This is a genomic window from Ruegeria sp. CJ6 (assembly GCF_056536665.1).
In genome coordinates this window covers 177,797-204,180 of the sequence record NZ_JBQFQB010000005.1, presented here as the reverse complement: position 1 = coordinate 204,180, position 26,384 = coordinate 177,797, and the positions used below count along the sequence as shown (strand labels likewise).

The 26,384-nt window shown below is 58.3% G+C and carries 30 protein-coding genes; 9 read left to right on the top strand and 21 right to left on the bottom strand.

The window, feature by feature from the left end; all coding sequences use genetic code 11:
- Nucleotides 1-142: 142 nt before the first annotated feature.
- Both ptsP and ACR0BT_RS15765 read right to left on the bottom strand, forming a co-directional pair.
- On the bottom strand, nucleotides 143-2,386 hold the full coding sequence (gene ptsP / locus ACR0BT_RS15770) for a phosphoenolpyruvate--protein phosphotransferase (protein WP_170511353.1): 2,244 nt from the start codon (nucleotides 2,384-2,386) through the stop codon (nucleotides 143-145).
- Nucleotides 2,387-2,431: 45 nt separating this feature from the next.
- Complete coding sequence (locus ACR0BT_RS15765) at nucleotides 2,432-3,670, bottom strand: aspartate kinase (RefSeq protein WP_170397275.1); 1,239 nt, start codon at nucleotides 3,668-3,670, stop codon at nucleotides 2,432-2,434.
- A gap of 155 nt (nucleotides 3,671-3,825) precedes the next feature.
- Here ACR0BT_RS15765 and ACR0BT_RS15760 point away from each other — a divergent pair, with 155 nt between their 5' ends.
- Complete coding sequence (locus ACR0BT_RS15760) at nucleotides 3,826-4,182, top strand: hypothetical protein (protein ID WP_170397277.1); 357 nt, start codon at nucleotides 3,826-3,828, stop codon at nucleotides 4,180-4,182.
- Here ACR0BT_RS15760 and ACR0BT_RS15755 read toward each other — a convergent pair.
- From ACR0BT_RS15755 to ACR0BT_RS15735, 5 genes are all read right to left on the bottom strand, one after another.
- The gene (locus ACR0BT_RS15755) at nucleotides 4,176-4,814 is read right to left on the bottom strand and encodes an SDR family NAD(P)-dependent oxidoreductase (protein ID WP_480763559.1); all 639 of its coding nucleotides are present in this window, start codon (nucleotides 4,812-4,814) and stop codon (nucleotides 4,176-4,178) included. The genes ACR0BT_RS15760 and ACR0BT_RS15755 overlap by 7 nt on opposite strands.
- Nucleotides 4,815-4,817: 3 nt before the next feature.
- Complete coding sequence (locus ACR0BT_RS15750) at nucleotides 4,818-5,273, bottom strand: DUF1178 family protein (RefSeq protein WP_170397281.1); 456 nt, start codon at nucleotides 5,271-5,273, stop codon at nucleotides 4,818-4,820.
- Nucleotides 5,274-5,344: 71 nt separating this feature from the next.
- Nucleotides 5,345-5,830, bottom strand: coding sequence for an NUDIX hydrolase (locus ACR0BT_RS15745; RefSeq protein ID WP_170564746.1), 486 nt, complete (start codon nucleotides 5,828-5,830; stop codon nucleotides 5,345-5,347).
- An 80-nt stretch (nucleotides 5,831-5,910) separates the two neighbouring features.
- Entirely contained in the window at nucleotides 5,911-6,678 is a 768-nt protein-coding gene (locus ACR0BT_RS15740) for an EcsC family protein (protein WP_170404266.1), read from the bottom strand.
- Nucleotides 6,679-6,731: 53 nt separating this feature from the next.
- Nucleotides 6,732-7,226, bottom strand: coding sequence for a GNAT family N-acetyltransferase (locus ACR0BT_RS15735; protein ID WP_170397287.1), 495 nt, complete (start codon nucleotides 7,224-7,226; stop codon nucleotides 6,732-6,734).
- 72 nt (nucleotides 7,227-7,298) lie between these two features.
- On the opposite strand from ACR0BT_RS15735, the gene ACR0BT_RS15730 reads away from it, so the two are divergent.
- On the top strand, nucleotides 7,299-7,904 hold the full coding sequence (locus ACR0BT_RS15730; RefSeq protein ID WP_170397289.1) for a flavin reductase family protein: 606 nt from the start codon (nucleotides 7,299-7,301) through the stop codon (nucleotides 7,902-7,904).
- Nucleotides 7,904-8,548, top strand: a complete 645-nt coding sequence (locus tag ACR0BT_RS15725) for a CatB-related O-acetyltransferase (RefSeq protein WP_170818065.1) — start codon at nucleotides 7,904-7,906, stop codon at nucleotides 8,546-8,548. The genes ACR0BT_RS15730 and ACR0BT_RS15725 overlap by 1 nt, the downstream gene beginning before the upstream one ends.
- Nucleotides 8,549-8,578: 30 nt before the next feature.
- On the opposite strand, the gene ACR0BT_RS15720 is transcribed toward ACR0BT_RS15725, so the two are convergent.
- Nucleotides 8,579-10,213, bottom strand: a complete 1,635-nt coding sequence (locus ACR0BT_RS15720) for a SulP family inorganic anion transporter (protein WP_170564740.1) — start codon at nucleotides 10,211-10,213, stop codon at nucleotides 8,579-8,581.
- A gap of 205 nt (nucleotides 10,214-10,418) precedes the next feature.
- On the opposite strand from ACR0BT_RS15720, the gene ACR0BT_RS15715 reads away from it, so the two are divergent.
- Nucleotides 10,419-11,291 carry an S-methyl-5'-thioadenosine phosphorylase gene (locus tag ACR0BT_RS15715; RefSeq protein WP_170511367.1) on the top strand — a complete coding sequence of 291 codons (873 nt, stop codon included), beginning with the start codon at nucleotides 10,419-10,421 and terminating at the stop codon, nucleotides 11,289-11,291.
- 2 nt (nucleotides 11,292-11,293) lie between these two features.
- Here ACR0BT_RS15715 and ACR0BT_RS15710 read toward each other — a convergent pair whose 3' ends face one another.
- On the bottom strand, nucleotides 11,294-12,151 hold the full coding sequence (locus ACR0BT_RS15710; protein ID WP_480763558.1) for an alpha/beta hydrolase: 858 nt from the start codon (nucleotides 12,149-12,151) through the stop codon (nucleotides 11,294-11,296).
- A 284-nt stretch (nucleotides 12,152-12,435) separates the two neighbouring features.
- Between ACR0BT_RS15710 and ACR0BT_RS15705 the strand changes: the two genes are divergently transcribed.
- The gene (locus tag ACR0BT_RS15705; protein WP_170397298.1) at nucleotides 12,436-13,065 is read left to right on the top strand and encodes a LysE family translocator; all 630 of its coding nucleotides are present in this window, start codon (nucleotides 12,436-12,438) and stop codon (nucleotides 13,063-13,065) included.
- Nucleotides 13,066-13,067: 2 nt separating this feature from the next.
- Here the strand turns inward: ACR0BT_RS15705 and ACR0BT_RS15700 are convergent, their stop codons facing one another.
- Nucleotides 13,068-13,241 carry a hypothetical protein gene (locus ACR0BT_RS15700; RefSeq protein ID WP_170397300.1) on the bottom strand — a complete coding sequence of 58 codons (174 nt, stop codon included), beginning with the start codon at nucleotides 13,239-13,241 and terminating at the stop codon, nucleotides 13,068-13,070.
- A gap of 107 nt (nucleotides 13,242-13,348) precedes the next feature.
- Here ACR0BT_RS15700 and ACR0BT_RS15695 point away from each other — a divergent pair, with 107 nt between their 5' ends.
- The 3 genes from ACR0BT_RS15695 to ACR0BT_RS15685 all read left to right on the top strand — a co-directional run bounded on the left by ACR0BT_RS15695 (nucleotide 13,349) and on the right by ACR0BT_RS15685 (nucleotide 14,759).
- The gene (locus tag ACR0BT_RS15695; RefSeq protein ID WP_255612018.1) at nucleotides 13,349-13,483 is read left to right on the top strand and encodes a hypothetical protein; all 135 of its coding nucleotides are present in this window, start codon (nucleotides 13,349-13,351) and stop codon (nucleotides 13,481-13,483) included.
- An 82-nt stretch (nucleotides 13,484-13,565) separates the two neighbouring features.
- Nucleotides 13,566-14,105, top strand: coding sequence for an adenine phosphoribosyltransferase (locus ACR0BT_RS15690; RefSeq protein ID WP_010441681.1), 540 nt, complete (start codon nucleotides 13,566-13,568; stop codon nucleotides 14,103-14,105).
- A 171-nt stretch (nucleotides 14,106-14,276) separates the two neighbouring features.
- A complete protein-coding gene (locus ACR0BT_RS15685; RefSeq protein WP_170424274.1) occupies nucleotides 14,277-14,759 on the top strand; it encodes a fasciclin domain-containing protein in 483 nt (160 codons plus the stop codon).
- Nucleotides 14,760-14,798: 39 nt separating this feature from the next.
- Here ACR0BT_RS15685 and ACR0BT_RS15680 read toward each other — a convergent pair whose 3' ends face one another.
- From ACR0BT_RS15680 to coxB, 11 genes are all read right to left on the bottom strand, one after another.
- The gene (locus ACR0BT_RS15680; RefSeq protein ID WP_480763557.1) at nucleotides 14,799-16,211 is read right to left on the bottom strand and encodes an FAD-binding oxidoreductase; all 1,413 of its coding nucleotides are present in this window, start codon (nucleotides 16,209-16,211) and stop codon (nucleotides 14,799-14,801) included.
- A gap of 38 nt (nucleotides 16,212-16,249) precedes the next feature.
- Entirely contained in the window at nucleotides 16,250-17,041 is a 792-nt protein-coding gene (locus ACR0BT_RS15675) for an MBL fold metallo-hydrolase (protein WP_480503856.1), read from the bottom strand.
- Nucleotides 17,042-17,169: 128 nt separating this feature from the next.
- Entirely contained in the window at nucleotides 17,170-17,754 is a 585-nt protein-coding gene (locus tag ACR0BT_RS15670) for a GNAT family N-acetyltransferase (RefSeq protein WP_170397308.1), read from the bottom strand.
- Nucleotides 17,754-19,016: a M16 family metallopeptidase gene (locus ACR0BT_RS15665; protein WP_480561163.1), complete on the bottom strand. Its 1,263-nt coding sequence runs from the start codon at nucleotides 19,014-19,016 to the stop codon at nucleotides 17,754-17,756. Before ACR0BT_RS15665 ends, ACR0BT_RS15670 begins: the two co-directional genes overlap by 1 nt.
- A complete protein-coding gene (gene thrC, locus ACR0BT_RS15660) occupies nucleotides 19,013-20,401 on the bottom strand; it encodes a threonine synthase (RefSeq protein ID WP_480763556.1) in 1,389 nt (462 codons plus the stop codon). Before thrC ends, ACR0BT_RS15665 begins: the two co-directional genes overlap by 4 nt.
- A complete protein-coding gene (locus ACR0BT_RS15655) occupies nucleotides 20,398-21,075 on the bottom strand; it encodes an SURF1 family protein (RefSeq protein WP_170424281.1) in 678 nt (225 codons plus the stop codon). Before ACR0BT_RS15655 ends, thrC begins: the two co-directional genes overlap by 4 nt.
- Nucleotides 21,076-21,231: 156 nt before the next feature.
- Nucleotides 21,232-22,047 (bottom strand): cytochrome c oxidase subunit 3, encoded by an 816-nt coding sequence (locus ACR0BT_RS15650; protein ID WP_170397316.1) that lies wholly within the window; start codon nucleotides 22,045-22,047, stop codon nucleotides 21,232-21,234.
- 22 nt (nucleotides 22,048-22,069) lie between these two features.
- Complete coding sequence (locus ACR0BT_RS15645) at nucleotides 22,070-22,645, bottom strand: cytochrome c oxidase assembly protein (RefSeq protein WP_170397318.1); 576 nt, start codon at nucleotides 22,643-22,645, stop codon at nucleotides 22,070-22,072.
- A complete protein-coding gene (locus tag ACR0BT_RS15640; protein ID WP_170397320.1) occupies nucleotides 22,645-22,806 on the bottom strand; it encodes a hypothetical protein in 162 nt (53 codons plus the stop codon). The genes ACR0BT_RS15645 and ACR0BT_RS15640 overlap by 1 nt, the downstream gene beginning before the upstream one ends.
- Nucleotides 22,803-23,759, bottom strand: a complete 957-nt coding sequence (gene cyoE / locus ACR0BT_RS15635) for a heme o synthase (protein WP_170397322.1) — start codon at nucleotides 23,757-23,759, stop codon at nucleotides 22,803-22,805. Before cyoE ends, ACR0BT_RS15640 begins: the two co-directional genes overlap by 4 nt.
- 74 nt (nucleotides 23,760-23,833) lie before the next feature.
- Complete coding sequence (gene coxB, locus ACR0BT_RS15630; RefSeq protein WP_480763555.1) at nucleotides 23,834-24,745, bottom strand: cytochrome c oxidase subunit II; 912 nt, start codon at nucleotides 24,743-24,745, stop codon at nucleotides 23,834-23,836.
- 176 nt (nucleotides 24,746-24,921) lie between these two features.
- Between coxB and tldD the strand changes: the two genes are divergently transcribed.
- Complete coding sequence (gene tldD / locus ACR0BT_RS15625) at nucleotides 24,922-26,343, top strand: metalloprotease TldD (RefSeq protein WP_480612760.1); 1,422 nt, start codon at nucleotides 24,922-24,924, stop codon at nucleotides 26,341-26,343.
- The last annotated feature ends 41 nt before the right edge of the window (nucleotides 26,344-26,384 follow it).

The window sequence follows — 26,384 nt, the reverse complement described above, 5'->3', positions numbered from 1 at the left end:
CGCCAGCATAAGCGAGGTTTCAGCCCGGGATTAAAACGCATGTGCGTCATTAGCTATGTTATCGCTAACATTCACCGGCTGAATAGAAAACCTGAGCGCAAAAATCAAGCGCGGATTTGCAGCTGGCATCGCGGAAGATCAGTCAGGACTGCGTCCGCAGCCAGTCCATCACCGCCGGACGCACGGATTGTTCCCCACGATGGCGGGCATCGGCGATAATTTTACGCACATCCTGAAGGTTCGACCGCAACAACAGGCTTTTGACCGGCCCGATTGAGGCCGGGCGCATCGAAAGGGTACGGATGCCCATGGCCGCGAGACACAGCGCCTCGACCGGGCGACCAGCATCTTCGCCACAGAAGCTGAGCGGTGTGTCCGAGATCGAGCATCTCTCAACGATACGTTCAATGAAACTCAGAAAGCTGACATTCAGCGTATCGTAGCGACGGCGAACCAGTTCATTTTCGCGGTCGGCGGCGAAGAAAAACTGTTTCAGGTCGTTCCCACCGATCGAGATAAAGCCGACTTCGTCAAAGAACTTCTGCGGCGCAAAGGCAAGTGAAGGCGTTTCCAGCATCGCCCCCACTTCGAGCGATTCAGGCAGAACATGGCCCAGACGCCGTTCACGCTCGATCGTTTTCTTGACCTCCCAGCGCGCCTCACGGAATTCGTCAGCCTGCGCGACAAACGGGAACATGATCGTCAGGGGGCGGCCATCGGCGGCGCGGATCAGCGCCTGCAACTGCATCCGCATCACGCCACGCTTGTCCAGACCCACGCGGATCGCCCGCCAGCCCAGCGCCGGGTTCGGCTCTTCCACATGTTTCATATAAGGCAGAACCTTATCTGACCCGATATCGAGCGTGCGGAACACCACGCGCTTTTCTCCCGCAGCATCCAGGACACGTTTGTATTGCGTCACCAGCTCGGATCGCTTGGGCATCTGATTGCGGATCAGAAACTGCAGTTCGGTGCGGAACAGGCCCACTCCTTCGGCGCCAGAGGTACTAAGCGAGGGCAAATCGGCCATCAGGCCCGCGTTCATCACCATGTTGATTCGCGCACCATCCTGCGTGACGGTGGGCGTTTCACGGATCGAGGCGTAGCGTTCCTGCGCCTTGGCTTCCATCGCGATTTTATCACGGAAAGCACTAACGACGGTGTCCTCGGGGCGCAGATGTACGACACCGCTATCCCCATCCACCAATATGTGATCGCCATTCAGCGCTTCGGTGGTGATGCGGCCTACATGCACCACCAGTGGGATCGCCAACGCGCGCGCCACGATAGTGGCATGGCTTCCGACCGAGCCTTCTTCCAATACGATCCCTTTGAGAGAACGGCCATATTCCAGCAGATCACCGGGGCCGATATTTCGCGCAATTAGGATCGGATCGGGCGGCAGGTCAGCCCCATTTCCGTTACCCTGTCCAGTCAAAATTCGCAGCAACCGATTGCTGAGGTCGTCCAGATCGGCCAACCGTTCACGTAAATACGGATCGGTGACCTGCCCCATGCGGGCCCGCGCCTGAGATTGTTCTTTCTCGACCGCCGCCTCAGCGCTGAGACCAAGAGCGATGTCCTCCTCCATCCGGCGCATCCAACCCTTGGAGTTGGCGAACATCCGGTAGGCTTCCAGAACCTGCAACTGCTCTTTGTCGCCGCCCTGAGAAATCTCAAGCATCTTGTCGACGCCGACGCGTAGCTCTTCAACGGCCTCGGTCAGCCGCTCACGCTCACGATGCGGGTCTTCGGCAATGGGATTGGTGACAACAACACGAGGTTCATGCAGCCAGACATGGCCTTCAGCAGATCCCTCCTGCGCCGGGCCACCGGTAAGTTGCACCGATTGCTGGTGCAGCGGTGACAAGGCCGCGCCTTCGCCGACGAACGCGCCCAGTTCGGCCATTTCGGCCAGAACCATCGCGACAACTTCCAGCGCATAAACCTCATCCGCCGAAAACTCGCGCGCGTCCCGGGACTGAACCACCAGCACGCCCAGTTTCTGACCCAGACGCTGTACCGGCACACCAAGAAAGGACGAATACCGTTCCTCGCCAGTTTCCGGCATGTACCGAAAGCCCTTGGCCGAGGGTGCGTCCGCCGTATTCACCACCTTGCCAGATTTGGCGACGCGACCGACCAGCCCTTCGCCCATACGCATCCGCGTCTTGTGCACCGCTTCTGGGGACAGACCTTCGGTGGCGCACAGTTCAAGCGTATCCTCATCCCGAAACAGGTAGATCGAGCAAACTTCGCGACCGGTACTGTCGGCGATCAGGTGCGTGATCCGGTCAAGACGTTCCTGACCGGCGGCTTCACTCGCCATTTCTTCGCGCAGCCGTCCCAGCAACTTGCGAGATTCTGTTTCCGTGCCTTCCGCCATGGCCCACCCACGTTACGGTTTCAGACAGGACACTTGGCTGAAAGCTCAGGCCGCCTTGTCCAGTTCAAAGGCATCATGCAGTGCCTGAACCGCAAGTTCCATGTATTTCCTGTCGATCAGGACGGAAATTTTAATCTCGGAGGTTGTAATGACCTTGATGTTAATCCCCTCATCCGAGAGAATCTTGAACATCTTGGCCGCAACACCGGATTGCGAGCGCATACCGATCCCGACAACTGAGACCTTGCAAACATCCTCATCCGCAACCAGTTCGGCGTAGTTCAGCTCACCCTGATCCTTGATCGCCAGCAATGCCTTTTCGGCGCGGGAGACCTGATTGGTCGGACAGGAGAAGGTCATGTCGGTGCGCCCTTCGTCCGAGATATTCTGGACGATCATGTCCACGTTCACGCCCTCGTCGCTGAGCGCGGTAAAGATGATCGAGGCGATGCCGGGGCGGTCCGCCACGGAAACGACGGTCATCTTGGCTTCGTCGCGGGAATAGGCCACACCGGCCACAACATTGGATTCCATGATATCCTCCTCGTCGCAGACCAGTGTACCGGCCTCGTCGGATTGTTCCTCAAAGCTTGAAAGAACGCGCAGTTTCACCTTGTAGCGCATCGCCAGCTCGACCGAGCGGGTTTGAAGCACTTTGGCCCCCAGCGAGGCCAGTTCGAGCATTTCCTCGAACGAGATTTTGTCCAGCTTGCGCGCTTTTTCACAGATGCGCGGGTCGGTCGTATAGACACCGTCCACATCCGTATAGATGTCGCAGCGCTCGGCTTCGAAAGCGGCAGCAAAAGCCACGGCGGTGGTGTCCGAACCGCCCCGACCCAGCGTGGTGATGCGACCTTCGGGGCTGATGCCCTGGAAGCCCGCGACCACCGCAACGCGCATCCCTTCGCCGAATTTCTGGTTGATATTCTCGGGCGGGATTTCTTCGATCCGGGCCGCTGAATGGGCACCGTTGGTGATCAGCGGCACCTGCCAACCCTGCCAGCTGCGCGCCGGGATGTCCATTTCCTGCAGGGTCAGCGCCATCAGGCCAGCTGTAACGTTTTCACCAGAGGAGACAACGGCATCATATTCGCGCGCGTCATAGAGCGGAGAGATTTCATCGACCCAGCCCACCAGCTCGTTGGTCTTGCCGGACATCGCCGAAACGATGACGATGACGTCATAGCCTTTGGCTACCTCGACACCAACCCGTTTGGCAGCACGGCGGATCCGGTCCAGATTGGCGACCGATGTGCCGCCGAATTTCATCACGAGTACGGGCATGGGGGCTAGTGTCTCCGCGCCTTGAATTTCTGATCCCGTGCCTCTTATGCGAGGGGGGGCGCAAGGGCAAGTGGGCAAAGTCTGCACCGCAGTGCTTTACTTTGGTCGTGCGTGGTGTAAGCGTTCGGTCAAAGTCTTATTCCACGAGGATTTCAATGTTCCGCTTTGCCCTTGCCCTAAGCCTGGTTTCGACTGCCGCAAATGCCCAAGTGGCCACCCTATCGGGAACGGATGGCGAGAACTCATTAGGCACCGTTCCATGCGCTGCATTGGCAGGTGATACACTGGCCAGTTGTCCGGCCGAATTGCGGAAGCGCGAAGATGGAACGGCGACGTTGGCGGTTCAGTTGAACACTGGCGAGGTTCGGCGGATTTACTTCACCAAAGGTGTGCCGGATTCCAGCAGTTCGACATCGAAACTGACCTATGAGACACGCGGTGATATCATGGTGATCTTCATTGATCCCGGTGAAGTCTACGAAATCCCCAAGGCGGCCCTGAACTCTCAGTAAGGGTGCGCCCGACCATCCCAGGTTTCAAAACAACCGGTAGTATCGAGCGAGAGAGCCGCAAATCGCTCGATCAAGCCGTTTGCCGCCTGATCGACCGTGATCTCTGCTGCAGATCCGCCCATGTCCGTCTGCACCCAGCCCGGATGGTAGATTCCCACCGCAATGCCATCCGCCTGTAGGTCAGTCGCTAGGTTGCGGCCCAAATTCAGCGCCGCCGCCTTTGACGCACGGTAGATATAGCTGCCACCCGGCGCGCGCGTATGTGACGCCATCTGAGACGAAACGATGGCGATCCGGCCCCGCGCGGTTCGCAGGTTCGGCAACAAGGACTGGATGGTAAGAAACACGCCTGTCACGTTGGCGGCGAAGCTTTGCGCCCACATCTCGGCGGGATAGCCACTAATGTCGTGTCCTTTGTCCAGATAAACGCCCGCATTGCAGATCAGCAGGTCAATCTGGCGGCCTCGCAGTTGCTCGGCCATTGCAGCGTGCTGTTCTGGGTCCGAGACATCCAGCACGATATCTGCGCTACCGTCTCGGGCAGTTCCGGTCACTTCATGACCTTCTGCACGGTATTGATCCGCAACGGTTTTCCCGATCCCTCGGTTCGCGCCCGTAACAACGATGTGCATGGGTCAGTTGGTCTTGCGGCTAGGAACAAACGGCAACGGTGCGACCGGCACGCCGTCTTCAATCAGCGATTGCGCCTCTTCGGGCTTGGCCTCACCATAGATCGCGCGCTCGGGCGCATCCCCCAGATGGATTTTGCGGGCTTCTTTGGCGAAATCCTTGCCCACATAGTCCGAGTTTTCCTCGACCTTTCGACGCAGTTCGCTAAGGACCTCAGCGATCTCGGGCGAAGGTGTTGCCATGCTGATCTCATCCGCAGAAGGCTGCGCTGGTGCAACCTCGGTCACCGCCTTGCGCGCAGGCCGGACACGCGGTGTCATCACCGCCTTTTCCACCTTGTCGCAGCCGCATACCGCGCAGGTTACCAACCCGGCCGCTGACAGTTTGTCAAAGGCGGCTGCGGATTGAAACCAACTGTCAAAGCTGTGGTCATTGCTGCATTTCAATGCGTATTGAATCATATCACATCCAAAATCCGGTTGGCGAATAGATACCGACCAACATGGCAATATCAAGTCTTGATCTTGGCCCGCTATTGCCGATGCAACCCGAATCCACCCAAAAGCGCGGCGAGATCAGGCGACGCCACTTTCGATGACGCCTTTTTGGGCGAAACCCATTTGCGCCTGCGCTCACCCGCTTCGGGAAAATGCGCCTCGGATCGCTGCACATGCAGCGGAAACACATCAACCAGACACAGCGCCGATGGCTTGCCAGGCCGGTTCTTGATATAGGCAAACCGACCAAGGCTTTCGCTTCCGCACTGCCCCAAAACACCAGCCTCTTCCCAGGCCTCGCGGGCGGCTGTTTCAGACGGGGTCAGCCCGTTGATCAACCACCCCTTCGGGATGATCCAGCGCCGCGCCCTGCGCGTTGTGATCAACAAAATCTCTGGCAGGCCATCATTGGTTCGATAGCAAAGCGCAGCGGATTGAGCATAAACAGGCAGCGCCCCGGAAAGGGAGAGGTTCTCGGCCGAAAGATCGGCGATAGCACCATTACTGCGCCCGTCAAACACGGTTCATATCCACTGCTCGCTCCGCTTATGTTGCGGTTTATAAAGTGATATTTATCATATCCGGCAGAGTCTGCCAAGCTTTACGGGAAAGCCCCCTTGTTCAGAGCCATCCGCCCCGACAAACGCCGCACCAGCTCGTCATGAGGGATGTCGGCATCAATCGCCAATCGACGCAGCCCAAAATGCACATGCGCGATCTGCTGGTAGTAGCGGGTATAGACAAAATTTGTACCGCCCCCGGCAAGCGCCCCAAGCAACGGTACAGACTGCGCCGCCAGCTTCTGGCCCAGCACTACGGACAGGCGCGGCGCCACCATCGCAATGAGGCGTTGCATGGTCGGTCCGGTCAGGGTCATGCGCATTGAGAAAAAGCCCAGATCAGCCCCGTCATCCTCGGCCAAAGGACCTGCGGCTGACAAGACTCGGATCGAGTCGAATTTCACGTTCTCGGCGGTCGGATCAAATCCTTCCCGCATCGCTGCGCCTTGGATCGCGCGCAGCATCATGGCGGTTGTCGCGGGCAGCTCGACAAGTGCTGTGGACACTCCACCCAGACCTCCGGCTGCGCCCATGGCAGTAGTCAAGGCTGTGTTGACCCATGGTTTCTGGTCCGGCACGGCACGCCGAGAGCCTTCGGCCGCATGCATGGCAAGCCAAAGCGCCTGTTCGGTTGCTTCGGTCAGACCTTCTCGCACCGGCTTAGGTAACTGATCCAATAAGGATTCCGCCGAACCACCAAGCTTGTTCAGCAGATTCACTCCTGCGCCACCTGCCGCACCGTACAGCTGCGCAAGCCGATCAAGCTCGGCCTCGGGATCGAGTTTTTCGACAAGAACCACGTCCTGCATCTGTGCCCTCCTGTCCTGAAAACATCGGGACTTTGCAGCGGGTTTTCAATGGGTCAACGGGTCCAGCGACTAACAAGCCCCTGAATTTCGGACCAAACTCCGGGGGTCAGTTCCAAACCCAGTATGCGATCAGGGTTGGTGGGCGGGGGCATTTCGACACCCGTCAGCGGGGTGAACCCGAACCGGGCATAATAGGGCGCATCGCCCACAAGCATGACGCGATCCCACCCTTTGGCGCGCCCGGCCTCTACCCCCTGATGGATCAGATATCCGCCCAACCCTTCGCCTTGATGGGTCGGGTGGACCGCCACTGGACCTAGCAGCAGCGCGTCATGTTCACCCACATGCACGGGCCAAAACCGGATTGCACCAGCCAGAATGCCCTGCCCATCGCGCGCGACCTGCGACAGGCCAGCGACAGGCGGCACGTCATCGCGCAGACGATAAGACGACAACGCCTCGCGCCCCGGAGCAAAGCACAGGTCATAGAGCGCTTCGACCTCCCACCAGTCTTCCGGCTCTTCCGGCCTGATCTTGAATTGCTGCACGCGCGCCCTCTTATCCTTGCTGGAAAACGCCCTAGCACTTCGATAGGCCTTGGGCAAACGCTTGGAGTCCATATGTTCTATCGCCCCGAAGACGGCCACGGCCTGCCGCACAACCCCTTCAACGCCATCATAACCCCACGCCCGATCGGCTGGATTTCGACGCGCGATGCTGACGGGATCAACAATCTGGCCCCGTATTCCTTCTTCAATGGTGTCGCTTATACACCGCCTCAGGTGATGTTCGCCTCAACCGGCTCCAAACACGATCAGGATGGCGGCAAGGACAGCATCGCCAATATCGAGGCCACGAAGGTATTCTGCGTCAACGTGGTGGCCCATGCGCATCGCGATGCAATGAATGCCAGCTCAGAGGGTTTGGGAAAGCACGTCGACGAGTTCACTCATGCTGGGCTGACACCCGTTGAATGCGAAACCATAAATTGCTCTCGGGTCGAGGGAGCGCCCGCAGCGCTGGAATGCAAACTTACTCAGATCGTTACTCTGCCGGGTGAGTCCAATCGGGTGGTGTTCGGAGAGGTCACTGGTGTGCACCTGCACGATGACCACATCCGTGACGGCAAATTTGACGTGACCTCATTCAACCCGCTCGCGCGGTTGGGTTATCGGGACTATTCTGTGGTGACAGAATTGTTCAGCCTTTCACGCCCGGATGACTAATGCCACTGCCTGATCCTACATGCAGATATCCGATTGTTCTGCCCGACGGCTCTAGCCACAACGGAACAGTGTTTCTGTCTCAGGCCATCGATCATCCCCGCTTTGAGGCAGGAGCTTACACTTATGCGTCGGATTTCGATGCACCGAAGGACTGGGCGCAGCGGCTTGCACCGTATCTGTTTCCCTTTTCAGAAGAAAAGCTGATGCTGGGCAAGTTCTGCCAAATCGCTCATGGAGTAAGGTTTATCACTGCCTCCGCAAATCACGCGACCGATGGCTTGACCTGCTTTCCATTTCCAATCTTCGATCCGGATCGCATGTCAGGCTACCAGCCTGATACACGTGATACCGTTATCGGGCACGATGTCTGGATCGGTTACGGAGCTTTGATTTTACCCGGAGCGCAGATCGGAAATGGCGCGATTGTTGGCGCAGGCTCGGTCGTGCGGGGTCAGGTTCCACCCTATGCAGTCGTTACCGGAAATCCGGCAAAAGTCCGGCGCTATCGTTTTGATCGCGATGTGATTGAAAGGCTGCAAGACTTGCGATGGTGGGATTGGCCCGCAGAAACCATCACTCGGGCCGAAGATGCCTTGCTTTCAGGCAATATCGATGCGTTGGAGCGCATTGCTTCTGAGATATAAGGCGGCCAATCCGGCCGCCCTTTCGCGTATTCAGTGCCCGCCCAGAATACCGGTGCGGACCGAATAATCCACAGCCAGTTCGTAATCCGGGTCATCATCGCTGTCGACCATCAGATGGCCGGCCTTGTTCAGCAGTGTATGACAGTCACGGCTCAGGTGCCGCAGCATGACGCGTTTGCCAGCAGCTTCGTATTTGGCGGCGATGTTTTCGATAGCCTGCAGCGCGGATTGGTCCACCACACGGCTGGCTGCAAAGTCGATGATGACGGTTTCGGGGTCGTTTCTTACGTCGAACAGCTCCACGAAGCCCTCGGACGAGCCAAAGAACAGCGGGCCCTGAATTTCATAGACCTTCGCCCCTTCTTCCGTTTCCGAGTCGCGCGTAACCGCGTGGATGCGTTTGGCGTTATTCCATGCATAAGCCAGGGCAGAGACAATAACACCGACCACAACAGCCACCGCAAGGTCTTCCATCACGGTGACGACTGTCACCAGTACGATCACGAACGCATCCATCAAAGGCACCTTGCGCATGATCTTCAGCGAATTCCAGGCGAAGGTTCCGATCACCACCATGAACATCACACCGACAAGTGCGGCCAGTGGAATCTGCTCGATCAGAGGCGAACCCACCAGGATGAAGAGCAACAGAAACAGCGCTGCAGCGATACCTGCGATACGCGTGCGCCCGCCTGACTTCACGTTGATCATCGACTGACCGATCATCGCACAACCGCCCATACCACCAAAGAAACCGGTGACTACGTTCGCTGTGCCCTGCGCGATACATTCCTGCGAAGCACCACCGCGCTTGCCGGTGATCTCACCCACAAGGTTTAGCGTCAGCAGGGATTCAATCAGACCGATTGCGGCAAGGATCAGGGCATAGGGCAGGATGATTTCAAAGGTCTCCCAGTTCAGCGGCACCATAGGTATATGGAAGCTGGGCAAGCCGCCTTCGATCGAAGCCAGATCACCGACACGCGGGACGTCCAGCCCAATGCCAATGACCAAAGCAGCGACAACAAAAATCCCGGCCAGAGGCGCTGGGATGACGCGGGTGATGCGGGGCATGATCCAGATCACAGCCATGGTCAGAGCGACCAGACCCAGCATTGTGTAGAGCTGAACGCCCGAAAGCCACTCGCCACCGCCCATGCCGTGGCCGGTGTTTTCCATGGTTCCGGGCACTTTGAACTGCCCCAGCTGCGCCAGAAAGATCACAATCGCCAGACCGTTCACAAAGCCCAGCATCACCGGGTGCGGCACAAGACGGATGAACCGGCCCCAATGCATCGCTCCTGCGATAATCTGCATAATCCCCATCAGCACCACTGTAGCGAACAGGTATTCGACCCCGTGCTGCGCAACCAATGCGACCATGACAACCGCAAGCGCCCCGGTTGCGCCCGAGATCATGCCGGGGCGACCACCGATCAACGCAGTGATCAGACCAACCAGGAATGCGGCATAAAGCCCGACCAGAGGGTGCACCCCGGCGACAAAGGCAAAGGCCACGGCTTCGGGGACCAGCGCCAAGGCGACGGTGAGACCGGACAGCAGTTCGATCCGCAGGCGGGAAAAGGTCAATCCCTCATCCGGGACCCAGCGCAAATCGGGTTTGGCTATACGATTGGCAAAGCTTGCCAGCATGGCTCGGGGCATGGATCGGTCCTGTTGGTCGGTTTTGTTCGCGCGAAAGGGGCCTTCTAGCGGTCAAACCGGTCTTGAGATACCGCGCCAGGCGGGACCCTGATATGCGCCGTGCGCATAGCTTGACCCAAGCGCACACAAACCGTTGAACCCACTTGTCAAATGAAGCTGTGGCCCGCAGAACTCACACAGCAGGAATTTTCAATGGAGAGCACTCGTGACCCAAACAAAAATCGCCGTCATTGGAGGATCGGGCATTTATGACATCGATGGTCTAGAGAATGCCGAGTGGGTCACAGTAGAAACGCCATGGGGCGATCCGTCGGATCAGATCCTGACCGGGTCGCTGGATGGGGTCGAAATGGCCTTCTTGCCGCGTCACGGTCGCGGACATGTGCACTCGCCGACCGAGGTGCCCTATCGCGCCAATATCGACGCGTTGAAACGGCTTGGCGTAACGGATGTGATCTCGGTCTCGGCCTGCGGGTCGTTCCGCGAACATATGGCGCCGGGTGATTTCGTGATCGTGGATCAGTTCATCGATCGAACATTTGCCCGTGAAAAGAGCTTTTTCGGGACTGGCTGCGTCGCCCATGTCAGTGTTGCGCATCCGACCTGCCCGCGCCTGTCGGACGCTTGTGAGACTGCTGGCAAGACGGCTGGCATCACCATCCACCGAGGTGGAACCTATCTGGCGATGGAAGGACCGCAATTCTCGTCATTGGCGGAATCCAAATTATATCGCGAACAATGGGGGTGCGACGTGATCGGCATGACCAACATGCCCGAAGCGAAACTCGCCCGCGAGGCCGAGCTTTGTTATGCGTCAATTGCCATGGTCACCGACTATGACAGCTGGCACCCTGATCACGGTGAAGTCGACGTGGCCGCCATCATCGCCACGCTGACCGGTAATGCGGAAAAAGGCCGGGCATTGGTCAAAGGTCTACCCGCTATGCTGGGGACCGACCGTGCGCCCTGCCCGCATGGCTGCGACCGGGCGCTGGAGTATGCCATCCTGACCGCGCCTGAAAAGCGCGATCCGGAATTGTTGGCCAAGCTGGATGCTGTGGCTGGGCGGGTGTTATGAACTCAGTTCTGAGACAGGTTCTTTTGCACCTCGTCCCATAGGCCACGCGACCACAAATCGTTGTGGGTGCCGTCGGGGATCACGTAAATCTGCGCGGTATCAGACATCTCGGCCAGAGCTTTTCCGTGATGCAGTGGAATAGTTTCATCCTCGGTGCCGTGAAAAATCAACGTCGGCACCGAGATCTGTTCGATAAGATCACGTGTGGCGAACTGATCCCTCATCAAGGCTGAGACCGGCAGGAAAGGATAGCGTTCCGCCGCGACATCAACGGTTGCAGTGAACGGGGCCTCGAGCACCAGAAGTTCTGCATCGGGACGCTCGGCAGCCACAGCGGCGGCAATGCCGGTGCCGAGGCTCTGACCGTGCAGCACCACAGCTTTGCCCTGACCCGCCAGCCTGTCATAGAGCTGAACTCCATCAGAGATCAGCGCCAGTTCCGAGGGCTCGCCTTCGCTGCCCGGAAAGCCGCGATAGCTGGGGGCAAGCAGCCCGTAGCCCGAGTTCAGGATTTCGCGCAGCCGTTCAGCACGGTCCCCCAGATTGCCGCTTTGGCCGTGGAAGAATAGGACGGTCGGTGCATCCGGGATTGCAGCGGGTGCAGCCCAGACCGTCAGGGCAGTACCATCAGCCATTGTCAGCGACAGCGCATCAACATCCGCCAACCCCACCGAAGCCGGATCCGGTAACGTACCTTCGGGTTTGTACAGCAGAGATTGCTGGTTGAAAAACATGTATCCGAGGACGCCCGCATACAAGATCGCCCCGGCCAACAGCAGTCCTACCAAGATTCTTTTGAGGCGCTCGACACCGGATCTGGCGCGGCCGGTATCGGCCTCAGCGTGTTGGGTTTGAACCATGGCTCCCTCCTTTGGGTCGCATTGCGAGAGTGGGGTACATTGGAGGCGTTTCAAGATGCATAAGCCAAGCTTCATCCAATCTTAAACCTGTTGCGGCAATCCCAGATCGCATTGCACGCCTGAATTCCCTGCCCCATGTCCTCGGTATTTAGGCGACCCCGGCTTCGCAAATCCGAACGCCAACCCGTTGGAGCCGGTGTTTCACCACGAGAATGTGCCCGCAAAGCCTTGACCAATACGTCGTGCCAAGGCTTGGTGTGGGAAACACTCTAATAGGATACTCCATGTCCATTGAAATCTGGCTGGCCTTTGTGGCCGCTTCGACTGCGCTGCTGCTGATCCCAGGCCCGACCGTGTTGCTGGTGCTTAGCTATGCGCTGTCGAAAGGACGCAGTGTGGCGGTTGCCTCGGCCACTGGGGTCGCATTGGGGGATTTGGTGGCGATGACCGCGTCGCTGCTGGGGCTGGGCGCGCTGGTGCTGGCCTCTGCCACACTGTTTACCGTGCTGAAATGGGTTGGGGCAGCCTATCTTGTCTGGCTGGGTGTCAAACTCCTGCGCAGCGCGCCGTCGGGCGGGCTGCAAGCAATTGAAACCGAACGTGACGTGACCGCCCGCAGTGTTTTTGGCCATGCCGCAGCAGTCACCGCGCTGAACCCGAAGTCCATTGCCTTCTTCATCGCTTTCGTACCGCAATTCTTGCGTCCAGCCGAGCCTTTGGGTCCGCAATTCGCGATCCTGATCGCAACATTTGTGGGTCTCGCGGGGCTGAACGCGCTGGCCTATGCGCTGCTGGCGGACAAGCTGCGCCGTATGATCGGACGTGCGAATGTCATCACGACCATGACCCGGTTCGGAGGGTTGACCCTGATCGGAATGGGCATCGCCACAGCGGTTCTGCGCCGCCCGGCGTGATTTCAGTTTTCAGCGTTTTCCTTCATGAACCCCCGGATAAACCGGCGGATTTCGCGGGCGGCAGAGGTGTCCAGATCCCTGCACAACTCGACGAACGCGTCGCGCTCATCCTTGTCGAGGCGCAAAACCAACTGACTGTTTTTCTTGGTAGATTTCTTTCCATCTTTCTTGGTCACACGTCCAGTCCCCGTCCTGCCCTTGATTCTAAGTGCGATGCATTGTATATACATAGAATATAAAATGTAGATATCGCGCACATAACAGCAAAAGTGAGATTAAAGCAATGAACCTTCATGTCGCGCAAGCCATTCTTCTTCGGGATCAACGCAACTGGCGCAAGCCGCACCTGTCCTGGCTTCCGAACGCGCTGTATCGCTACTACGGCCTGCCTAACGCCATGCGCGGCCGCAGCAAGTAGCCGCAGGGGCCAGAGTTCTCTTGCATGACCGCACCTTATGGGCGAAATACCCCGCGCGTGTTTGATGCCAAAGGGGTGGCCCATGTCCAGAAACAAAACGGTCAAGGATTACATTCGGACCATCGTCGATTTCCCGCATGAAGGGATCATGTTCCGCGATGTCACCACCCTGTTTGCCGACCCGCGTGGGTTCCGCATGGCAATCGACCAGATGTTGCACCCTTACGCCGGTGAGCGAATCGACAAAGTTGTGGGCCTTGAGGCGCGCGGTTTTATTCTGGGCGGTGCGATTGCCCACCAGCTGAGCGTTGGATTCGTGCCGATCCGCAAAAAGGGCAAACTGCCCGGCACCACGATCAGCCAGGACTACAAGCTGGAATATGGAGAGGCGATAGTCGAAATTCACGATGACGCCATCCAGCCGGGTGAGAAGATCCTGGTCGTTGATGATCTTCTGGCTACCGGAGGCACCGCCGCTGCGGGGATCAAGCTGATCGAACGGCTGGGCGGCGAGATCATCTCATGCGCGTTCATCATCGATCTGCCCGAATTGGGTGGTCGCAAAGCGCTGGAAGATTTGGGCATGGACGTGCACGTTCTGTGCGAGTTCGAAGGGCTCTGATCTCCACAAACTTCACAAACTCGTGACTGGAAATCGCGTGCGCCGCAGGCTTAGCGCGATTGGGGTCACATTCAAGAAACAGTTGCCTCTGGATTCTGTGATCTTGTCGCGACCTGACTGCGTACCCCGAATGATGCCACCTAGGGCATTCTCAACAAGGGAAATCATGTCATGTTGCGCAAATTCGCTGTTGCTGGAGTTGCCAGTCTTCTGTTGACCACCTCTGCTTTGGCAGATGGGCACGCCAAGGATATCGTCGATACTGCGGTGGGCGCGGGCAGTTTTGAAACGCTCGTCGCTGCCGTTCAGGCCGCCGAACTGGTTGAAACGCTGAAAGGCGAAGGGCCGTTCACCGTTTTCGCCCCAACGGATGAGGCTTTTGCAGCGCTCCCCGAGGGCACGGTCGAAAATCTGCTGAAGCCCGAAAACAAGGACCAGTTGGTCGCAGTGCTGACCTATCACGTTGTCCCGGGCAAAGTGATGTCGGGTGATCTGTCCGATGACATGACCGCCGCCACCGTGCAGGGCGGAGATATCACCATCGATCTCGACAATGGCGTCATGGTGAATGATGCCAACGTTGTGCAAGCCGATATCGAAGCCGAGAACGGCGTGATCCATGTGATCGACAAGGTCATTCTGCCCGCGTCGTAAAGAACCGCAGCGCCCCGGTATACGTCCGGGGCGCGTCTATTAGGCCAGAACCGCCCCGGGGTTCATAATCCCCTGAGGATCAAGCGCTGCTTTGATCGCCCTCATGGCCTGCAACTTGACCGGATCGCCATAGCGTTCCAGATCATCTGTCTTGAGCCGACCGACACCGTGTTCGGCGCTGACCGATCCACCAAATTCATGAACCAGATCATGTACCGCGCGTTTGACCGCGCCCCGCTGTGCGACAAACTCCGCCTTGTCCTGCCCGGCAGGTGGAAATACGTTGTAGTGCAGATTACCGTCGCCCAGATGGCCAAAGCAGTTTACGCGAAACGGCCCCTGCCCGGCCACCACATCCGCACCGCGCCGAATGAACTCTGGAATGCGGGAAATCGGGACCGAGATATCATGGCTGGAAACTGATCCGATCAGCCGGTTGGCCTCGGGGATGCGCTCGCGCACGGCCCAGAGTTCGGACCGCTGTGCTTCGCTCTGCGCGATGACCGCATCGCGGACCAGATCGCGCTCATCAGCGGCGACATAAATCGCCTCAAGCATGTCCGAAGGGTCTTGGCCGACCGACAAGCCCAGCTCGATCAACACACTCCATTCCGGTGTTGCCGCAAAGGGTTGCCGCACGTCGGGCAAAACCTCGGTCAGGAATTTGAGTCCCTGCCCATGGATCAACTCAAACGTACTGACCGCTTCCCCCACTTGATCCCGCGCCACTGACAACAGATCAATGGCAGCCTCGGGTGAGGAGACCTGAAACATTGCGGTTCCAACGCCCCTGGGTCGCGGGAACAGCTTCAACGCCGCCGCCGTGATGATGCCAAGTGTCCCTTCGGACCCGATCATCAGGTTGCGCAGGTCATACCCGGTGTTGTCCTTACGCAACCGACTAAGCCCGTGCCAGATCTCACCATTAGGCAGCACCACCTCAAGCCCCAGGCACAGATCGCGTGCATTGCCATAGCGCAGCACATTCACGCCACCCGCATTGGTGGCCAGATTGCCGCCAATCCGGCAAGAACCCTGCGCAGCCAGCGACAGGGGAAATAGACGGTCCGCGTCTTCAGCGGCGGTCTGAACGTCGGCCAGAATGGCACCGGCCTCGGCCACAAGTATGTTCTCGGTGGGGTAAGTCGCGCGTATCGCCGTCATCCGTTCCAGGGAAACGATCAAAGGGACAGGACCATCCGGAACAACCTGCCCTCCTACCAGACCGGTGCCGCCGCCATAAGGGACAACAGGCACCCGAGCGTCTGCGGCCAATTGCACCAGAGCCGACACATCTTCCACAGTGCGTGGCAAGGCAAGCAAACCGGGCTGCCCGACAAACCGCTGACGCGGCTCTTCAAGGTAACGATCTGCAATCGGGCGCAAAACGTCAGCACCCAATCGGGCTCTGATTGCTTCGGCAAGGCGGCTGTCTGCAGGGTTCAGTTTCATGGCTCTTCCCTGCCAAAGGCCACGGGCCGCGACAAGCCCTATTCCAGCTCTATCAGGTACTGAGGCTCCAGCACCACAACCGTCGGCCTGTCGGGCAGCGTGCGCAACGAGACGACAATCTCGGACACCCCATCCCGTTCAACCGGGAATTCATCCCGAATATCCACCAAAAACCGCTGGAGCGAAAAGTCCGAGAACCAATGCATCGGGATAATGACCGAGCTTTTGAGGCGTTTCAGAACCTGAACCATCTCGGGCAAGGGCATCGTGGTGCCTCCGTCCACCGCCGCCATGACCACATCCAGCCGACCCAGTGCAGCGAATTGTTCATCCGACGGAATGTGATGCAGATGCCCCAGATGGCCGATGCACAACCCTTCGACCTCGAACACAAAGATCGAGTTTCCGCGATCTTCAATACCGCCATAGGCCGAACGGATATCGGTCGACACATTGCGAATCAGCATCTCACCCAGATCAAGATGGTGCTCGATGCCTTCGCCGAACTCTCCCCAGCCCGGCAAGACATACGGGATGGCCGGATCGGGATGGGCAGTCCAGTGGGTGCTGTGCGCATGGTTCATTGTGACCACGTCAGGAATTAGCGCAGCGCCGCCGATAAAACCGGTGAAATCGGTCACCGCGTTCAGCCCGCCCTGTGTCTGGATCAGAAACGATGCATGCGCGACATAGCTGATACGAACCGAAAACTCGGGCACGGGATCCTGCCACGCCGCTTTGTGAAGATATTCAATCCCCGGTGCCGCATCTGCGATGGCGATGCAGTGACTAGGCCGCCGCTCCTGCGCCACAGCCCCGCATGCAATCATCATCAGTCCCGCAACAAACCGCCACATAGGGCAAGTGTAGCGCAATGGGCCAACAAGTCATGCCCTTGTTGATCTGGCCACGGATATCTCCAGGACAGGAGGCTTGCCATGCCTGGCGGCAGAGCCCTCTAGCCTGCCTCAGTCTTGCCCCGACGATCGGACCTTAGGCTGGCATACAGAACATGTGTTCGCCAGCGCCCATTGATCTGCAGATAAGACTGCGCCACGCCTTCGTATTTGAAGCCTGAGCTTTCCAGCAGACCGCGAGAGGCCTTGTTCTCAGGCAAACACGCGGCCTCGATCCGGCTTAAATCCAGACGGGTGAAGGCGTGATGAACAACGGCGCCAATTGCTTCGCGCATGAACCCCTGTCGCGCAAAGGCCTGCCCGGTCCAATAGCCCAAGGTGCCAGCCTGCGCCGGACCACGGCGAACATTGTCCAACGTGATCGCCCCTAGCAGAATATTGTCTGTGCGACGAAACAGGAACAGAGGTATCGCCGTTCCACTCGCGACTGAGCGCTGGGCCCAATAGACCCGGTTGGTAAACGACTTTCGGCTCAGATGGTCCTTGGCCCAAACCGGCTCCCACGGCACCAGATAGTCCTTTGAAGCACGCCGCAGGGCGGTCCAGTCGTTGAAGTCGGAATGCATGGGCGGGCGCAGCGTTAAGCGCTCGGTTTCGAGTTTCAGCTTGCGTCTGCCTAACAGCATCACGCCGCACGCCTCTCCTGCAGATCCACCAGCGTCGGTGCGCCCGAGACCGGCCCATACAACGCCAGCGCTGCAGGGGCTTTGACTGCCATGTCTTCGGCAAAGGCACGCACGTCCTCGGTGCTGACCGCATCGATCTTGGCCACGGTGTCCTCAAGCGAGGGCACACGTCCCCAGATCTGCACCAGCCGCGCCAGCCGTTCGGCCCGGTTCGACGGGCTTTCCAGCCCCATCAGCATCCCGGCCTTCATCTGGGCCCGCGCGCGGGCAACCTCTTCTGCGCTCATGTCTTCGGCAGCGCGCTTCATCTCGTCGATGGTAATCGTCGCCAATTCGCCCACCTGATCGGCCGAGGTGCCTGCGTAAATCGTTGTCGTACCGGTATCCGCATAAGCACCGGTCTGAGCAAAGATCGTATAGCAAAGCCCGCGCGTCTCGCGCACTTCCTGAAACAGGCGCGAGGACATGCCTCCACCCAGAGCGGTCGAGTAAATCTGGGCCGTATAGATCGCATCATCGCGATAGCCCGGACTTTCCAGCGCCAGCGCGAAATGCGCCTGCTCCAGTTCTTTCTCCTGCCGCGCCTCACCACCAGTGAACCGCGCAGCGTCGGGGATCAGACCCTTGCGCGGCTGCAGGTGGCCGAACATCTCTTCGGCCAGTTTCATCAGCGCATCGTGGTCCACAGCTCCAGCTGCAGACAGGATCATCTGTTCCGGCCCGTAGTGTTCGGCCACGAAACCAGACAAGTCCTCGCGGGAAAACGCACTGACGCGCTCGGTCGGGCCCAGAATGGTGCGGCCAAGGGGTTGGTCGTGATAGCTCTGCTCTTGCAGCCAGTCAAAGATTACATCGTCCGGCGTATCATAGGCCTGACCGATCTCCTGCAGGATCACGCCGCGCTCGACCTCGATCTCGCGCGGGTCGAATACCGGGTTCATGACGATGTCGCCGATGACATCCATGGCCAGCGCCACATCGTCCTTCAGTACGCGTGCATAATAGGCCGTAACTTCGCGCGAGGTATAGGCGTTGATGTACCCGCCCACATCCTCGATCGCTTCGGCGATTTGCAGCGCAGAACGCCGCTGGGTTCCCTTGAACGCCATATGCTCAAGGAAATGCGCGATACCGTTCTGCTCGATCCGCTCGTGCCGCCCACCGGCGGTTACCCAGATGCCGATGGCCGCAGATTGCAGCCCCGGCATATGTTCACTGACGACACGAAATCCGTTCTTCAGTTGGTCCTGTCTGACTGTCACTCAGCAATATGCCTTCTGATATGATCCTCAAGGGCACCCAGATCGTTCGCAACGCGGGTCACCCGTTCCGGACGTTCATACAGATCAGACATGCGGGATGGAAGAGGCGGATGTTCGCCGCTTGCCTTCTCGACCGCCGCCGGGAACTTCGCGGGATGCGCGGTTGCGAGCGTGATCATGGGCACATCGGCAGCGCGGTGGTCTTCAGCCACTTTGATCCCAACGGCGGTGTGCGGACAAACCAACTCGGCGCTATGGACCATGGTGCGCCTGATCGTCTCAAGCGTCTCGTCCTCAGAAACGCGGCCCGAGTCAAAGCTTTCTCGCAGAGCCTCCATTGCGCCTTGGCTGACATTGAAGCCTCCGCTCTTGAGTTCGTCCATCAACTGAGCGACTGCGCCGCCATCTTCGCCATAGGCGTAGTACAGTGCGCGCTCAAAGTTCGAGCTAACCTGAATATCCATCGAAGGGCTGATTGAGGGGATCGTATCGCCCTTGAAATATCCCTCGCCCGAGAGACAGCGATGCAGAATGTCGTTCTGGTTGGTCGCCACCACCAGACGATCGATGGGCAGCCCCATGCGTTTGGCCAGATAGCCTGCGAAGATATCGCCGAAATTCCCTGTCGGCACGGTGAAGCTGACCTTGCGATGTGGCGCGCCGAGGCTGACGGCGGCGGTGAAATAGTAAACGATCTGTGCCAGCACACGGGCGAAGTTGATCGAGTTCACCCCGGCCAGCTTCACCCCATCACGGAAGTCGAAATCGTTGAACATGTCTTTCAGCGCGGCCTGACAGTCATCGAAATCGCCATCCACGGCCAAAGCGTGCACATTGCTGTCGGCAGGAGTCGTCATCTGACGGCGTTGCACTTCCGAAACACGGCCATGCGGGAACAGGATGAACACATCCACCGCATCCAGCCCACGGAACGCTTCGATTGCGGCAGAACCGGTGTCACCGCTCGTCGCGCCGACAATGGTCACGCGATCTTCGCGCCGTTTGAGCGCAACCTGGAACAGCTGGCCGATTAGCTGCATGGCAAAATCTTTGAAAGCCAGTGTGGGTCCGTGAAACAGCTCCAGCAGAAAATGGTTCTCGTTCAGCTGCTTCAACGGCGCGCGGGCGTCATGGCCGAAGCCCTCATAAGCGCGCGCTATGATATCTTTGAACTCATCATCGGAGAACGAGCCACTCACATAGGGCCACATCACGCGGAATGCGATTTCTTCGTAGGACAAGCCAGCCAACGCAGCAATTTCGTCCTGCGACATCACCGGAATTTCAGCGGGCAAGTACAGACCACCATCACGGGCCAGTCCGGTCAGCATCGCCTCTTCAAAGGTCAGTTCGGGCGCCTGCCCGCGGGTCGAGATGTATTTCATGTCGCGTCACTTTCGGAATTGGCACGGCTGCGCCACAGGAAGTATCCGGTCATTGCGGCCCAGACCAGAGCAAGACCAAACCAGATGATTGCGTATTGCAAATGATCGTTGGGGATGCCCGCCGTATCCACCGGCATTGGCGTTACATTCGGATCGGTTTCCGAGCGGGCAATTAGCAACACCGGCTCAGCCCCCAGCGCGGCGGCCAGATTGGGCACATCACGGGCGAACCAGATGTTGCCGTCAATATCTGCGTCAGGCGTGTAGCCATCAACTTCATCGGGCCAGTGCAGGTTGCCGGTGATTTCCATCGGGCCAGTCAGGCGAACAGCCTGCTTGGCTGTGGTCGGCACAAAGCCGCGATCCACCAGAATAGTCCGGTCGTCGGTGGTAAAGGACTGGATGATCCGATACCCCGGCCCCACCTGCTTGACCGAAACCAAAACGTGGATCTCGCCCGGTTCGATCTCGCCTGTGACCGTCACCGGCAGGTATTTGTCCGCATCTTCGGACACCTGCAATGGCAAGGCGACAGGATCGGCAGCGATGCGGCTTTCGATTTCGGCCAGCACCTCCTGTTTCCAGGTCAGCCGCTGCAGTTGCCAAATGCCCAGCGACAACAGCAGGCCCAGACCGGCAAAGCCGAAGATCAGCAGAAACAGAATGCGACGCATATTGGGATCAGACCTTGTTGCGGGAACCGGCGCCTTGTTAAGGGGCACGTGAACCGAAGTGCAACCATGTAATTGTATGGGGCGCAATCTTGCGCCCCTGATTGAGAAAAAGCCGCCCCGTGGGGCGGCTTTTGCAATTGGATCACCTGCGTGGCGTTACATCAGCGGGGCCTGACCCCAGATGTAGACGGCGAAAAACAGGAACAGCCAGACGACGTCAACGAAGTGCCAGTACCAAGCGGCAGCCTCGAAACCGACGTGTTTCTCGGGCGTAAAGTCCCCCTTCAGGGCGCGGATCAGACAGACCGACAGGAAGATGGTGCCGATAATCACATGCGCGCCGTGGAAACCGGTTGCCATGAAGAAGTTCGAATAGAACTGATCGCCACCGAACTCCCAACCCTCATGGGCCAGTAACTCATAGTATTCAAACGCCTGAAGCGCAGTAAAGGCGATGCCCAGAACGATACCAATGGCCAGACCATTGATCAGCGCCTTGCGGTCATTGTCATGAACAAGCGCGTGGTGGGCCCAAGTAATCGCACAACCCGACAGCAACAGGACCAAAGTGTTGATCAGCGGCAGGTGGAACGGATCAACGGCGTGGATATCCGGCTGGATGTATTCAGTACCGGCATAGTCGTACATCGGATACATGCGATGTTTGAAGAACGACCAGAACCAGGCGAAGAAGAACATCACCTCGGACATCACGAACAGGATAAAGCCATAGCGCAGGCCGATACGCACGACCGGCGTATGATCGCCCTGACGGCTTTCAACCACGACTTCGGACCACCATGCAAACATGGTATAAAGAACCCCGACCAGCCCCATCCAGAAGATCCACGGGGTAATCCCGTGCATCCAAAGAACGGCCCCGAACAGCATCACAAATCCGCTTACCGCGCCGATCAGTGGCCAGATTGACGGGTTCAGAATGTGGTAATCATGGTCTTTTGCGTGTGCCATCAGCGTCCCTCACCTACAGGCGTTAGTTCTTGTTTGTTTCAGCCTGCACATCAAGGGCGGCATAGCCCTCGGGCAGATCAATCTCATAGAATGTATACGACAGCGTGATCGTATGCACATATTTTGCTTCGGGATCTTCGATCAGTTCGGGATCGACGAAGAACGTAACGGGCATCTCGACTCGCTCACCCGGCTCCAACACCTGTTCATCGAAGCAGAAACAGGCGATTTTCTGAAAATACCCCCCGGCGGAATAGGGCGCCACGTTGTAGGACGCCTGCCCTGCGACGGGCTTGTCGGTTGGGTTGTACGCTTCGTAGAACGCCAGACCTGTCTCACCGATACGTATTTTCATCTCGCGTTCGACGGGCTTGAATTCCCACGGCATACCCTTGGCCTTGGAGGCATCAAATCGGACCGTCACCACTTGGTCGAGTATGTCATCAGGGGCTTTCTCGGCAACCCCCGTGGTCCCTCCATACCCCGTGACCCGGCAGAACCAATTATAAAACGGCACCGCTGCCCATGCCAAACCGCCCATAAGGACGACGACGCCGACCAGTTGCGCGACCGTTTTCTGTGGCCCCGTCAACTTCATCAGTTCTGCACCTGCTGCGTCGCCAGACTAAAATCTGTGTTCGAGACCTTGACGACTGTCAGGCCGAAGATGATCACGATGAACGCGGCCAGTGTCAGGCCGACGCCCAGATTGCGGCTGAACCGTCTTTGGTGAAGTTCGTGAGTTTTGCGCAGGCTCATGACCAGCCTCCTAATCCGTAAGGTTTCAACAGGGCCTCGACGAGAATCGCGCCGAAATGCAGAAACAGGTACAGCAGCGACAGTTTGAAGAAACTGCGTTCGACCTTGAAGTTGTCGGCCTCCGAATCGTCTTCGTTTCGACGAGAAATCTGCCAGGCCCCCCGCAGAAACAAGCCATTCAGAACCAGCGCAACGACCAGATAAATCGGGCCTCCGATATCCGAGAACGCAGTCCCCACCGCCAGCAACGCCAGCAACGCGGTATAGACCAGAATGTGCCAGCGCGTTGCACGGCGGCCGTGCGTGACGGTCAACATCGGCACCCCCGCATCGTCATAGTCCGAGCGCATGAACAAGGCCAACGCCCAGAAATGCGGAGGTGTCCACATGAATGTCAGGGCAAACATCAACCACGGTTCGAGAGTCATCGAGCCAGTGGCCGCGACCCATCCGATGACCGGCGGGAACGCTCCCGCGGCACCACCAATGACGATGTTCTGAGGCGTCGAGCGTTTCAGCCACATCGTGTAGACGACAACATAGAAGAAAATAGTGAAGGCCAGAAACGCCCCTGCAAACCAGTTGGTTGCCAAACCCAGCATAATCACGGACAGGCCAGACAGAGCCAGACCCAGCGCCAATGCCTCGCCTTCTTCAACTTTGCCAGAGGGGATTGGACGGCCTTTGGTGCGCTTCATCACGCGGTCGATATCCGCGTCCCACCACATGTTCAGCGCGCCGGATGCACCGCCACCAATAGCGATGAACAGGATGGCGCAGAAGCCAACAAACGGATGTATCGGAACCGGAGCCGCAAGCAGTCCGACCAAAGCCGTGAATACGACCAGCGACATCACGCGCGGCTTCAGCAGGGCGAAATAATCGCCAAAGCTGGCCTCGTCCGCGCGGGTCTGCGCAGAGACGGTGCTGGCATTGAAGCTTGCGTCGCTCATATCCGGTCCTTTTCGGGGCAAAAGCTGCGCGATTTCCGCGCAGCCCGCATGTGTTTACCTAGGCCGCAAAGGGCTTAGTTCGAGGCCACTTGGTAGGAAGCAGGCTGACCTGCATATTCTTCAAGCGCACCCTGCAGCCACTGTTCATATGCCTCTTCGCTGACCACTTTGACAGTGATTGGCATATAGGCATGGTCTTTACCGCACAGCTCAGAGCACTGTCCGAAATAGACGCCTTCCTTGTCTGCTTCGAACCAAAGTTCGGCCAGACGACCAGGAACGCCGTCCTGCTTCACGCCGAACGAAGGAATGGTCCAGGAATGGATCACGTCCGATGCAGTAACCTGCATCACGACAATCTTGCCGACCGGAACAACGACCGCGGTGTCGGTGGCGAGCAGCCATTCGTCTTCGCCATAGCCTGCATCGGCCAGCTTCGCCCGCATCGCATCGTCCAGAACAAACGGTGTTACGTCGGCATCCGCCGGGCGCGCGCCCTCGTCGAGGGTGGCCGGGTGGCCCAGAAGATAGCTATCGAAGGCAAAGTCATGATCGACATATTCGTAGGTCCAGTACCACTGGTTCCCCACGACTTTGATGGTGATGTCGCCTTCAGGAATTTCCTGCTGTTTGAACAGAACCGGTAGCGAGAACGCTCCGATGAAGACCAGAATCAGGATCGGGCCCAATGTCCATGCAATCTCAACCGGAGTGTAATGCGAGAACCGAGCCGGGTTCGGGTTTGCGCGCTGGTTGTAGCGTACGATGCAGTAAACCAGCAGACCCGCAACAAACACACAGATCGCGGTGATGATCACCAGAATCATGTTGTCCAGCGACTGAATCCCTTCGGCAAGGCTGGTGGCAGCAGGCTGGAACCCCATGCCGCCGTCAACCGGCTTGCCAATAATCTCAAGCTCCTGAGCCATGGCGGGAAGGCTGGAGAGGGCCGTAGCAAGCCCGGAAAGCATCAAAGCATTCTTCATTTTCTGTCCTGATCGTTTGATCTTTGCGTCTCTCGCGAAAAGGTGTGAATCGGTCGCACCTCTCCCGTTGTCTTTGGCCGCGTTAAAAACCATATTCCGTCGGGTAGATAAAGCAAAATGCTTGCGTCAAACAGACGCTATTTTTGATCTGGATCAAACCCGAAAGGTCACAACTGATGACTCAGGCCCCGTTTCGCCCGTTTGAAAGCGTTCTTCCCAAGGATGAAGCGCTTGCTGTACTGAAGGCTGCAACTGATGGCGCCGAGGATGGGGAACTGTTCGTAGAACGGCGCAAATCCGAATCTTTGGTGTTTGATGACGGCCGATTACGCACGGCCTCTTACGACGCTTCCGAGGGATTCGGTCTTCGCGCGGTGCAGGGTGAAGTGGCTGGATACGCGCATTCAACGGATGTTTCGATTCCCTCTCTGAAGCGTGCAGCCGAAACCGCGCGGTTGGCGGTCGGCGATGGTGGTGGGACGCTGGCCGGGCCACCACGTGCCACCAATACCAGGTTATATACCGATGAAGACCCGATCGAATCCGCCGCCTTCCCGGTCAAAATCGAGACACTGCGCGAGATAGACGCTTTTACCCGTGATCTGGATTCCCGGGTTGTGCAAGTCAGCGCCACGATTGCCGCTGCAGTGCAGGAGGTCGAGATTCTTCGCCCCGATGGTGTGCAGGTGCGCGATATACGCCCGATGACCCGCCTGAACATCTCGGTTATCGTAGAACAGAACGGCAGGCGCGAAAGCGGCTCTGCCGGAGGTGGCGGACGTGTTGGGCTGGATGGCTTGATCGATCCCTCAGACTGGCAAGATAAGGCGCGTGAGGCTCTGCGGATCGCGATGGTCAATCTGGATGCCGTCCCTGCACCTGCCGGCGTGATGGAAGTCGCATTGGGCCCCGGATGGCCCGGTATTCTGTTGCACGAGGCCATCGGCCACGGGCTTGAAGGTGATTTCAACCGCAAGGGCAGTTCCGCTTTTGCCGGGCTGATGGGGCAGCAGATCGCTTCGAAAGGTGTAACAGTCGTGGATGATGGGACGATTGCAGACCGACGCGGTTCGATATCAGTGGATGACGAGGGTACACCCAGTTCGCGTACAGTTCTGATCGAGGATGGAATCCTCACCGGATATATGCAGGACCGCCAGAACGCACGCCTGATGGGCGTTGCTCCAACCGGGAACGGCCGGCGTCAAAGCTATGCCCATAAACCGATGCCGCGCATGACCAACACGATCATGTTGGGTGGCGATGCCGATCCGGCCTCGTTGGTGGCAGATATCAAAGACGGCATCTGGGCTGTGGGCTTCGGCGGTGGCCAGGTCGACATCACCAACGGCAAGTTCGTGTTCTCCTGCACCGAGGCATATCGTGTCGAGAACGGCAAGATCGGCGCTCCGGTCAAAGGCGCGACGCTGATTGGCGACGGCCCCTCGGCGCTAAAACGCATTCGGGGACTGGGCAATGACATGGCGCTGGATCCCGGCATGGGCACATGTGGCAAGGATGGGCAATGGGTGCCGGTCGGTGTCGGCCAACCTACCGTTTTGATGGATGGGCTGACTGTGGGCGGCTCTGCCACCTGAGTCGGCCCAAAATGAGAATCGAGGCGCGAAGGGTTAACACA